This is a genomic window from uncultured Tenacibaculum sp. (assembly GCF_947495995.1).
Classification (GTDB): domain Bacteria; phylum Bacteroidota; class Bacteroidia; order Flavobacteriales; family Flavobacteriaceae; genus Polaribacter.
In genome coordinates this window covers 331,103-342,407 of record NZ_CANMAX010000002.1, presented here as the reverse complement: position 1 = coordinate 342,407, position 11,305 = coordinate 331,103, and the positions used below count along the sequence as shown (strand labels likewise).

The following is an 11,305-nucleotide window of genomic DNA, read 5'->3' as shown; positions in this document are numbered from 1 at the left end:
AAAGCTATCAGAAATCTCTAATAGCTTTTATATAAATATTTTATTTTTTCTTAAGTAAGCATACCTCCATCAACAGATAAAGTTTGACCTGTGATGTAAGCACTCATATCAGAAGCTAAAAACACACATGCATCTGCGATATCTTTAGGAGATCCTCCTCTTTTTAAAGGAATTTCATTTCTCCATCCTTCTACTACTTTTTCATCTAACTTAGCTGTCATTTCAGTTTCAATGAAACCTGGAGCAACTACGTTACTTCTAATATTTCTTGATCCTAATTCTAATGCTACAGATTTAGAAAAACCTAAGATACCAGCTTTAGAAGCAGCATAATTAGCTTGACCTGCATTTCCTTTTAAACCAACTACAGAACTCATATTGATAATAGATCCTTTACGTTGCTTCATCATCGGACGAATTACTGCTTTAGTTAAATTGAAAACAGATTTTAAGTTTACTTGAATTACTTTATCAAAATCATCCTCAGAAATACGCATTAATAAGTTATCTTTTGTAATTCCTGCATTGTTAACTAATACATCGATACTTCCGAATTCTTCTAATACATTCTTAGCTAATTCTTGAGCTGCATCAAATTCTGCAGCGTTAGATTGATATCCTTTAGCGTTTACTCCTAACTCTTTTAATTCATTTTCTAATGATGTAGCAGCATCTACAGAAGAATTGAACGTAAATGCAACATTAGCACCTTGTTTTGCAAATTCTAAAGCTATTCCTCTACCTATACCTCTGGTAGCACCCGTAACTATTGCTGTTTTATTTTCTAAAAGTTTCATTTGGTCGAATTTAAAGCACCAAATATAAATTATTTACTCATATCAAGAAAAAAAGCACTCAATAAAGAGTGCTTTTTATATAAAATTAAATTCTATTTTCTTCTTGTTCAGTTTCTAACATTAAAAGACAAATGTCGATTTCATCTCCTCCATAGAAACTATTCAATTCTTTATTATTTAATATTTCTACTGTAGTTTTAAAATTACCTAATGTCATCGTATTGATTTTTAAAGTTTTACTTTCTTAGGTTTTTCATAATTAAATAAATGATCTACTTCTAATTCCTTTACTTTTCCTAATTTAGAAAGAGATTTTAAATCAATATCCTTTTTATTTGCTAAAACCATTACGTTATAATCTTGACCTTTAATATTATTAGTGAAGAAATCTTTCAAATCTTTCATTGTTAAATTTTGAATTGCTTTATAAACTTCTTCTCTATTATCATTATCAAAACCTCTCTTTTTCAAAGACTCATAAGTCCAGAAGATATTCGTATCGTTAATTCTTTGTGCTGCTAACTTTTTTAGCGCTGCTTTTTTAGCCGCTTTAAATTGTTTTTCTGCTTCAGGCATATCGTTCATTAATCCCATCATAGCATCAACAGCATCAGGTAATTTATTTGCTTGAGTTCCCACATAAGCATATACATAATTAGGCTTACCTTTTTCTGATGCATTACTGTATGAAGAAAATGCAGAATAAGCTAATGATTTAGACTCTCTAATCTCTTGAAAAACAATCGATGACAATCCACTTCCAAAATAAGAATTAAACAATGTAGAAACTGCCATTTTCTCTGGATCGAACTCCGCTCCTTTCGCTAAAAATAAAATCTCAGCTTGAACCATATCGTAATTAACGAAATAAACATTATCACCTGTTTTTGCATACTCATACAATTTCTTTTCAGGATAATCTTTTAATGTTTCTGCAACAGTATGATTTTTTTCAAGTGTATTTTTTGCTTCATCTACATCTTTTCCATAGTAAAAGATTCTATGCTTATAATTCTTTAAATCTTTAACTATACTTACTAAATCTTCTGGTTTAAAACTATTTAATTCTTCAATAGTGTAAATGTCTCTTAAACGAGAATTTTCACCATATTGACCGTAATTCCAAAGGCCATTCCACATGATTTGGCCTTTATTTGTCTTATTGTCATTACGTTGTTTAGCGATTTTATCTACATATTTATTATAGGTATCTTGATCAGCTTTGGCATTACTCCATAAATCTTCTAATAACACCAAACCTTTATCTAAATTCTCTCTTAACCCAGAAAGATAAACATACGAACGCTCTGCTCCTGCGCTTACTCCATAATTGATTCCTAATTTGTAAAACTCTTTTTTAAGTTCATCTGGAGTATACTTATCTGTTCCTAAATACTCTAAATAACCAACAGAAATAGGTAATTTCTTATTATGATCTTTACCCATATCAAAAATAATGTACAGTTCGGCTAAATCATTATCAGAGTTTTTGATGTATTCAATTTCTAATCCGTTAGCTATTTTACTTTTTTGAATCTCTTTTTGATAATCAATAAACTTAGATTTTAAATCACTAGAATTGATATCGTTAACACTTTTTACAAAATCAGATACTAATGCTCTATTTAATTTATTTGGTGTGATTTTCGGTTTTGGCACTTTTACTAAGCCTTCTGCTTTTCCTTGTTTTTTGTTTACTACTACGTAGTTATCTTTGTAGAATTCATTAGCAAATGCTACTAAATCTTCTTTAGTAATTTTAGATAATTCATCTAAAAACTTAACTCTATCTCCCCAATCCTGAAAATGGACAAATGAAGATACATATTGATAAGCCACAGATGAAGCACTCAAATTTTGTCTAATTTTACTTAATTCGAAATTTTTAACAACAGCATCTATTAACCAAGCGTCAAATTCACCTTTCTTTATTTTTTCTATTTCACTTAAAACTAAATTAGTAGCTTCTTCAAGCGATTGACCATTTTTAGGTGTTACAAAGAAGCTATGCATTCCATAATCATTCATGAAATTTGTACTACTTCCAGCTCTCTGTACTTTTTGTTTTTGATTTAAATTTAAATCGATTAAACCAGCAGTGCTATTATTTAAAATATAATCGATAATCGTCAAATATTTCTCATCTTTTGAACCAATCCCTTTACTTCTAAAAGAGAACATTGCATTTGCTGCTTGTGGCCCAACAACTTCTTTTACAACCGGACTAGTAATTGGTGCTTCTGTAGGTCTTTCAGGATAAGAAACTTCTTTAGATTTCATACCTCCAAAAGCTGCATCAACTTTTTTAATAGTTTCTTCAAATTGTAAATCTCCAACTAGTACAATTGCCATATTGTTTGGTACATAATACTTATTAAAATAAGCATGAATTGCCTCCATAGAAGGATTTTTTAGGTGTTCAGATTTACCTATCGTAGTATGTTGACCATATGGGTGCGTTGGAAATAAACCATCTAACATACTGAAATAAGCTAATGAATTATCATTATCTTGATTCATATTAAACTCTTCGTAAACAGCTTCTAATTCAGTATGAAATAAACGTAATACAAGCTCGCTGAAACGTTCACTTTCTACTTTTAGCCATTTATCTAACTCATTTGCAGGAATTTTATTTGTATAAACAGTTTCTTCATTTGAAGTCCATGCATTAGTTCCTTGAGCTCCTAAACCGCTAATCATGTTATCATACTCGTTAGCAATTACTAACTTAGAAGCTTCATGAGAAACTTTATCTATTTCTTTATAAATTTCTAGTTTTTTCTCTGGATCTTTTTCAGCTTTATGTTTTTCATATAAATCTGAAATCTTTTTTAATTCAACTTTTTCTTTATCAAAGTCTACAGAACCTATTTTACTAGTTCCTTTGAATAGCATATGTTCTAAATAATGTGCTAAACCAGTATTATCTGAAGGATCATAAACTGAACCTGCTCTAACAGGAATGTATGTTTGAATTTTCGGTTCTTTAAAATTTTGTGCTAAATATACTTTTAAACCATTGTCTAAAGTATATAATCGTAAACCTGTAGGGTCGTTTGTATAGCTCTCATAATTAAAGCCATTACTGTCTTTTTTCTTTTCTACTTTTACTTCTTTAGTTTTTAAGGAATTATCGGATGTTTCCTTACAGCCTATAAAAAATACGGCAACTATTGAAGCAACGAGGAGTTTGTTCATTTTTTTCATTGCTTATTGGTTTTTAGATTAAATTATATGGATAACAAAATAATTTATATGATAAAATTAGAATGTTATTTTTCGTTATCTAGTGTTATTGTGTGTTAATAAACAATGCATAGCAAAAAACTCTTTTTCATTTTTCTTTTAATTTTTCTTTGTTTATAGCACAGGAATAAAAAAATCCGAATACTAAAATATAGTATTCGGATTAAAAACGTGATTTTTTTAATATTATTTTAACGGCTATGCTAATACTTTAGCTACCATTTCTCCAATTTTAGCAGGAGACTCAACTACGTGTACTCCATTTTCAGCTAAGATTTTCATTTTTGCTTGAGCAGTATCATCAGCACCACCTACGATAGCACCAGCGTGTCCCATTGTTCTACCAGCAGGAGCAGTTTGACCAGCAATAAATCCTACAACTGGCTTTCTGTTTCCATCAGCTTTAATCCAACGTGCAGCTTCAGCCTCTAATTGTCCACCGATCTCACCAATCATTACGATTGCTTCAGTTTCATCATCATTCATTAATAATTCTACAGCTTCTTTAGTAGTAGTTCCAATAATTGGATCTCCACCAATACCAATAGCAGTAGTAATTCCGTAACCTTGTTTTACAACTTGATCTGCAGCTTCATAAGTTAATGTTCCTGATTTAGAAACGATACCTACTTTACCTTTTTTGAAAATAAACCCTGGCATAATACCAACTTTAGCTTCATCTGGAGTGATTACACCTGGACAGTTAGGTCCAACTAAAGTACAATCTTCTAATCCATCGATATAAGCTTTAACCTTTACCATATCAGCTGTAGGAATACCTTCAGTGATACAAATGATTACTTTAATTCCTGCTTCAGCAGATTCCATAATTGCATCAGCTGCAAATGCTGGCGGTACAAAAATAATTGAAGTATCAGCTCCAGCTTTTTGTACTGCTTCGTCAACAGTATTAAAAACAGGCTTACCTAAGTGCTCTTGTCCTCCTTTACCAGGAGTTACACCTCCAACAATATTAGTTCCGTAGTCGATCATTTGACCAGCATGAAAAGTACCTTCACTTCCTGTGAAACCTTGTACTATAATCTTTGAATCTTTATTTACTAAAACGCTCATTGGTTTATTTTTAATTTTAAGTCTAGCAAAAATAGTTTTTTAATTGAGTATAACCAATTAAATTTTCGTTACTTTTTAGCTTTATTTACTTCGTTTTTTAAATGTATAATTTCTCGCATTGTTTGGCGATATTCTCTTTGTGGTGTTCCAAAATAAACTCCTTTTTTTAAGGATTTCATAACACCTGTTTGCGCCATTAATACTGTTCCTTTCTCGATATGTAGTCCGCTTACAACACCTACTTGTCCCCAAATTGTAACTTCATCTCCAATAACAGTACATCCTGCTATACCAGTTTGTGCTGCTATTAAACATTTTTCTCCTATTACAGTATCGTGACCAACATGTACTTGATTGTCAATTTTAGTTCCTTCTCCTATCATTGTATCACCAGTAACACCTCTATCAATTGTACAAGAAGCTCCTAAATCTACATTATCTTTAATTACAACTCTACCTCCAGAAACTAAAGGATCAAAACCTCCTGGTCTTTTTTTGTAATAAAAAGCATTACTACCTAACACTGTATTTGAGTAAATATTTACATTATCTCCAATAATACAGTTATTGTTAATGGTAACATTAGCATGTATAATACAGTTTTTACCAATAGTAACTCCTTCACCTATAAAAACATTAGGTTGTATTATAGTTCCTTCACCGATTATGGCTGAGTCAGAAATACTTTGTTTAGAAGCTATAAAAGGATTAAAATGCTTAGTAAGTTTATTAAAATCTCTAAAAGGATCATCTGAAATAAGTAATGATTTACCTTCTGGACATTCCACTTCTTTATTAATTAAAATAGTTGTAGCAGCAGAAGTTAATGCTTTGTCGTAATACTTTGGATGATCTACAAAAACGATCTCACCTTTTTGTACAACGTGAATTTCATTTAACCCTGTTACTTCAAAATTAGGATCTCCTACAAAAGGAATATCTAACAAAGAAGCAATTTGATCTAAAGTTTGTACAGTATTAAATTTCATATGAAAAAAATCCCGCTATAAAGCGGGATGAAATATTTATTATTCTTTGATTCTTTCTGAATACGCTCCTTTTTCAGTATCAATCTTGATTTTATCTCCTTCATTGATAAACAGCGGCACATTTACTCTAGCTCCAGTTTCAACTGTTGCTGGTTTAGTAGCATTTGTAGCTGTATTTCCTTTTACACCAGGCTCAGTATGCGTTACTTCTAATATTACGTGAGAAGGCATTTCTACTGATAAAGGTAAACCATCTTCTGTGTTAATTAAGATAGTTACAACTTCACCTTCTTTCATAAATTCAGCACCATCTACAACTTTTCTTTCTAAAGTAATTTGGTTATAATCTTCAGTATTCATGAAATGAAGATCATCTCCTTCTGCATATAGATACTGAAATTTATGAGTCTCTACACGAACGTCTTCTATTTTGTGCCCAGCTGAGAAAGTATTATCAATTACTTTTCCTGAAGTAACACTTTTTAACTTAGTTCTAACGAAAGCAGGACCTTTACCTGGTTTTACGTGTAAAAATTCAATGATTTTAAATATATCGTGATTGTATTTAATGCACAATCCTTTTTTTATATCTGAAGTTGTTGCCATTATTTTGTATTAATTAGTTTTGTAATATCCTTTCATTATTCCTCTATGAGAATCTTTGATAAACTGAATGATTTCATCTCTTTCTGAAGTAGCTTGCATTTCTGCCTCAATAATTTCAATTGCTTGAGAATTATTGTAGTTCTTTTGAAATAAAATTCTATAAATATCTTGAATCTCACGAATTTTTTCAGTTGTATAGCCTCTTCTTCGTAAACCTATAGAATTTATTCCTACATACGATAAAGGTTCACGAGCAGCTTTTACATACGGTGGAACATCTTTACGTACTAAAGAACCTCCAGTAACAAAAGCATGATTACCTACAGAAGCAAATTGATGTACTGCTACCATACCGGCTAGTACTACATTATCACCTATAGTTACATGACCTGCTAACGTAGAGTTATTAGAGAAAATACAGTTATTTCCTACAATACAATCGTGTGCAATGTGACAATAAGCCATAATTAAACAGTTATCTCCAATAACAGTTTTATGCCTGTCTGATGTACCTCTATTGATCGTTACACATTCTCTGATAGTTACATTATCACCAATGATAACTACAGTTTCTTCATCATCAAACTTTAAATCTTGTGGAATAGCGGAAACTACAGCACCTGGAAAAATTCTACAATTTTTACCGATACGTGCACCTTCCATTATTGTTACGTTAGAACCAATCCATGTACCTGAACCAATTTCTACATTTGCGTGTATCGTTGTAAAAGGTTCTATGACTACATTTCTTGCTATTTTAGCTTGGGGGTGAACGTAAGCTAATGGTTGATTCATATTATTTTACTTTTGAAATTTGTGCCATTAATTCTGCTTCTGCAACTAGTTTACCATTTGCATATGCATAGGCTTGCATGTGAGCAATTCCTCTACGAATTGGCGTTATTAATTCACTTTTGAATATTAATGTATCACCTGGCAATACTTTTTGCTTAAACTTTACCTTATCTATTTTCATAAAATAAGTAAGATAATTTTCAGGATCTGGTACTGTACTTAATACCAAAACACCACCTGCTTGCGCCATAGCTTCTACTTGTAAAACACCAGGCATAACAGGAGCTCCAGGGAAATGCCCTACGAAGAAGTCTTCATTCATAGTAACATTTTTCATTCCTACAACATGCTTATCTGAAAGCTCTAGTATTCTATCAACTAATAAGAATGGAGGTCTGTGCGGAAGAATATCCATAATTTTATGAATATCCATTAAAGGTGGCTGATTTAAATCATAAGTAGGAACCTTATTTCTTTTTTCCTTTTTTATGATTTTAGCTAATTTCTTTGCGAAGGTAGTATTTACTAAATGTCCTGGTTTATTTGCAATAACTTTACCTTTAATTCTAGTTCCAACTAAAGCTAAATCACCAATTACATCTAATAATTTATGTCTTGCAGCTTCATTAGCCCAATGTAATTCTAAGTTATCTAAAATTCCATTAGATTTAATCTTGATATCGTCTTTTTTAAATGCAGTTTTAAGTTTTTCTGTAGTACTTTCAGAAAGTTCTTTATCTACATAAACAATAGCATTATTAAGATCTCCTCCTTTAATTAAGTTATGTTCTAATAACATTTCAATTTCATGTAAGAAACTAAATGTTCTCGCTGAAGAAATTTCCTCTTTAAAATCAGAAATTGTTTCTAAAGTAGCATTTTGAGTTCCTAAAACCTTCGTTCCAAAATCTACCATTGTAGTTACTTGGTATTCATCAGAAGGCATTAAGATAATTTCACTACCTGTGCTTTCATCTTTATATGAAATTATTTCTTTAACAACATACTCTTCGATATAAGCATCTTGTTCAACTACTACTGCTTTCTCTAAAGCTTCAATAAAATATTTAGAAGAACCGTCCATAATTGGTGGTTCAGAAGCATTAATTTCTATTAAAAGATTATCTATATCTAAACCTACAGCAGCAGCTAACACGTGTTCTGAAGTATTAATTTGAACTCCATTTTTTTCCATATTTGTACCACGCTGTGTATTGGTAACATATTCTGCTTTTGCTTCAATTATAGGCTGACCTTCTAAATCTACTCTTTTGAAAGCGAAACCATGATTAATTGGCGCTGGTTTAAAGGTCATTATTACTTCGTTTCCAGTGTGTAAACCTACACCAGATAAAGTAATTTCATTTTCTATAGTTCTTTGTTTTTTAGTCATTTTTGGTCTTGTTGAGCCTTATACTCTTTCTCTAATTTATGTACTGTTGATACTATTTTTGGTAAATTTTTAAAATAAACATAAGACTTATTAAAGTCTGAATACCCAATAGCTGGTGAACCTTGAACAACATCTCCATCTTTTAAGTTTCTACCGATACCAGATTGTGCTTGTATTTTAACGTTATTTCCAATTGTAATATGCCCAACTATTCCTACTTGTCCACCAATCATACAGTTCTCTCCTATTTTAGTCGATCCTGCTACTCCAGTTTGTGAGGCAATTACGGTATTTTTTCCTATTTCTACATTATGAGCTACCTGGATTTGATTATCTAACTTTACTCCAGTTTTAATAATTGTAGATCCTAAAGTTGCTCTATCTATTGTTGAGTTTGCCCCAATATCTACATAATCTTCGATAACAACATTTCCTGTTTGTGGAACTGCCTTGTATACTCCATTTTCATCAGGTGCAAAACCAAAACCATCTGATCCTACAATAGTTCCTGAATGAATTTTACATTCTTTCCCTATTATGGTTTCAGAATAAATTTTAACTCCTGCATATATTGTTGTATTATCCCCGATAGTTACATTGTCTCCGATGTAACTATTTGGATAAATTTTTACATTATTTCCTATTACTGCATTTTCACCAATATATGTGAAAGCTCCTAAATATTCGTTTTCTCCAATTTTTGCTGATTCTGATACATAAATTGGATGCTCTCTTCCTACCTTATTATTTTTTACTTGATTGTAATACTCTAATAATGTAGAAAAAGACTTGTAAGGATCTTTTACTCTTATTAATGTAGAAGATATGTTCTTTTCTGCTACAAAATCTTGTCCTACTATAGCTATAGAAGCTGAAGTAGTATATATATATTGTTCGTATTTAGGGTTTGCTAAAAAAGTTAAAGAACCTTTTTCAGCCTCTTCAATCTTCGCTAATTTAAATACAGTTTCTTCCGAATTCCCTTCAATCTCACCTTGTAAAATATCTGCGATTTGTTTTGCTGTAAACTCCATTAATTGCAAAAGTAATTATTTTTTGTTTAGTATTAAATCTTCAAATCTAGATCAAAGCAAAATTCTTAGGATAACAATAAAAGTATTTCTTAACAGGAACAGATAGTGTTTGTATATTCAAGTTATCTGACGCTTTAATAATATCTTTCAGTTTTCCTTTTTTAGTTAATATTTTAATCGGTTTAGTTACATCGTATGCGTGATTTACCACAACATCTTCAAAAACAAAACAAGATACATTGTCTTCTTTTTCTCCTAGCTTCTTTTTAACCTTGGTTATAATTTTATTTTTATACTTATCTGTAAAAGGTTTCCCTTGTAATTCTAATTTTAAAAGTTTTCTATGAATAAGCATAGTTGATAATCGAGATAAAACAAAATCTTCATTATCGCACCATTCTTTTATTGCTGCTAATACATCATAGTCATCGAGTTTAGAAAAAATATCTAAAGTATTAGTAGTAAAATTCTCTTTATTAATTGATGTATACAGAAAATAACGCAATGCCTTATTTGCTGGTAAAACTTTTCCTTCTTTAGCTAATAATTTAGCTCTTTGTAAAATTTTCACCAATAATGTTTCTGCAGATAACGATGTTTTATGTAAGTACACTTGCCAGTACATTAATCTCCTTGCTATCAAAAACTTTTCTACAGAATAGATTCCTTTCTCCTCAATTACCAACTCATCATTTTTCACATTCATCATGGCAATTAATCTATCCGAAGATATATTTCCTTCTGCTACTCCTGTATAGAAGCTATCTCTTTTTAAATAATCTAAACGATCTATATCTAACTGACTTGAAATTAGCTGATGAAAAAACGTTCTTTCATACTTACCTTCAAAGATTTTAATCGCTAAATCTAGTTTTCCTTTAAACTCTTTATTTAATTCTTTCATGAAGAGTAACGAAATTTCTTCATGAGTTATTTCATTAACTATACTATACTCTAAAGCATGTGAAAAAGCACCATGACCTATATCGTGTAACAAAATTGCAATACATAAAGCGGTTGCTTCTTTTTCAGAAATCGGAATATCTTTAGATCGTAATGCTTGAATCGCTTTTTGCATTAAATGCATACAACCTATAGCATGATGAAATCTTGTATGGTTGGCTCCAGGATAAACTAAATTTGTTAATCCCATTTGAGTAATACGTCGTAATCTTTGAAAATATCTATGCTCGATAATATCAAAAATCAGAGAATTTGGTATGGAAACTAGTCCGTAAATAGGATCGTTAAGAATTTTTAACTTATTCGTTTTAGATTTACTCAATGTTGTGTTTTCAATTATAATGTACTGAACAAAAGTAAGTAAATCTAAACAATGCATATTTACGAATTGTTAAAATAAATATA

General features: G+C 30.7%; 10 protein-coding genes. All 10 read right to left on the bottom strand.

Translation table 11 applies throughout. The features are described 5' to 3' along the window. Window positions 1–50 precede the first annotated feature (50 nt). Window positions 51–797, bottom strand: coding sequence for a 3-oxoacyl-[acyl-carrier-protein] reductase (fabG, locus tag Q1A15_RS06680; protein ID WP_299620727.1), 747 nt, complete (start codon window positions 795–797; stop codon window positions 51–53). Between the two features lie 85 nt (window positions 798–882). Next, window positions 883–1,014: a hypothetical protein gene (locus Q1A15_RS06675; RefSeq protein WP_299620724.1), complete on the bottom strand. Its 132-nt coding sequence runs from the start codon at window positions 1,012–1,014 to the stop codon at window positions 883–885. Between the two features lie 11 nt (window positions 1,015–1,025). After that, window positions 1,026–4,007 carry an insulinase family protein gene (locus tag Q1A15_RS06670; protein WP_299620721.1) on the bottom strand — a complete coding sequence of 994 codons (2,982 nt, stop codon included), beginning with the start codon at window positions 4,005–4,007 and terminating at the stop codon, window positions 1,026–1,028. Window positions 4,008–4,244: 237 nt separating this feature from the next. Further along, window positions 4,245–5,120, bottom strand: a complete 876-nt coding sequence (gene sucD / locus Q1A15_RS06665; RefSeq protein WP_299620718.1) for a succinate--CoA ligase subunit alpha — start codon at window positions 5,118–5,120, stop codon at window positions 4,245–4,247. 68 nt (window positions 5,121–5,188) lie between these two features. Next, on the bottom strand, window positions 5,189–6,109 hold the full coding sequence (locus Q1A15_RS06660; protein ID WP_299620716.1) for a UDP-3-O-(3-hydroxymyristoyl)glucosamine N-acyltransferase: 921 nt from the start codon (window positions 6,107–6,109) through the stop codon (window positions 5,189–5,191). A 39-nt stretch (window positions 6,110–6,148) separates the two neighbouring features. Next, a complete protein-coding gene (efp, locus tag Q1A15_RS06655; RefSeq protein WP_299620713.1) occupies window positions 6,149–6,715 on the bottom strand; it encodes an elongation factor P in 567 nt (188 codons plus the stop codon). Between the two features lie 9 nt (window positions 6,716–6,724). Beyond that, a complete protein-coding gene (gene lpxA / locus Q1A15_RS06650) occupies window positions 6,725–7,510 on the bottom strand; it encodes an acyl-ACP--UDP-N-acetylglucosamine O-acyltransferase (protein WP_299620711.1) in 786 nt (261 codons plus the stop codon). A gap of 1 nt (window position 7,511) precedes the next feature. Next, window positions 7,512–8,903 (bottom strand): bifunctional UDP-3-O-[3-hydroxymyristoyl] N-acetylglucosamine deacetylase/3-hydroxyacyl-ACP dehydratase, encoded by a 1,392-nt coding sequence (locus Q1A15_RS06645; RefSeq protein ID WP_299620708.1) that lies wholly within the window; start codon window positions 8,901–8,903, stop codon window positions 7,512–7,514. Further along, window positions 8,900–9,937 carry a UDP-3-O-(3-hydroxymyristoyl)glucosamine N-acyltransferase gene (lpxD, locus tag Q1A15_RS06640; protein ID WP_299620705.1) on the bottom strand — a complete coding sequence of 346 codons (1,038 nt, stop codon included), beginning with the start codon at window positions 9,935–9,937 and terminating at the stop codon, window positions 8,900–8,902. The genes Q1A15_RS06645 and lpxD overlap by 4 nt, the downstream gene beginning before the upstream one ends. A gap of 46 nt (window positions 9,938–9,983) precedes the next feature. Beyond that, window positions 9,984–11,279, bottom strand: a complete 1,296-nt coding sequence (locus tag Q1A15_RS06635) for an HD domain-containing protein (protein WP_299620702.1) — start codon at window positions 11,277–11,279, stop codon at window positions 9,984–9,986. Between the last annotated feature and the right edge of the window lie 26 nt (window positions 11,280–11,305).

What these genes read in the sequence shown, in the direction of transcription:
- efp (WP_299620713.1), bottom strand. Translation starts at nt 6,715, where the DNA reads ATGGCAACAACTTCAGATATAAAAAAAGGATTGTGCATTAAATACAAT.
- Q1A15_RS06675 (WP_299620724.1), bottom strand. Translation starts at nt 1,014, where the DNA reads ATGACATTAGGTAATTTTAAAACTACAGTAGAAATATTAAATAATAAA.
- lpxD (WP_299620705.1), bottom strand. Translation starts at nt 9,937, where the DNA reads ATGGAGTTTACAGCAAAACAAATCGCAGATATTTTACAAGGTGAGATT.
- Q1A15_RS06670 (WP_299620721.1), bottom strand. Translation starts at nt 4,007, where the DNA reads ATGAAAAAAATGAACAAACTCCTCGTTGCTTCAATAGTTGCCGTATTT.
- Q1A15_RS06645 (WP_299620708.1), bottom strand. Translation starts at nt 8,903, where the DNA reads ATGACTAAAAAACAAAGAACTATAGAAAATGAAATTACTTTATCTGGT.
- sucD (WP_299620718.1), bottom strand. Translation starts at nt 5,120, where the DNA reads ATGAGCGTTTTAGTAAATAAAGATTCAAAGATTATAGTACAAGGTTTC.
- Q1A15_RS06660 (WP_299620716.1), bottom strand. Translation starts at nt 6,109, where the DNA reads ATGAAATTTAATACTGTACAAACTTTAGATCAAATTGCTTCTTTGTTA.
- Q1A15_RS06635 (WP_299620702.1), bottom strand. Translation starts at nt 11,279, where the DNA reads ATGCATTGTTTAGATTTACTTACTTTTGTTCAGTACATTATAATTGAA.
- lpxA (WP_299620711.1), bottom strand. Translation starts at nt 7,510, where the DNA reads ATGAATCAACCATTAGCTTACGTTCACCCCCAAGCTAAAATAGCAAGA.
- fabG (WP_299620727.1), bottom strand. Translation starts at nt 797, where the DNA reads ATGAAACTTTTAGAAAATAAAACAGCAATAGTTACGGGTGCTACCAGA.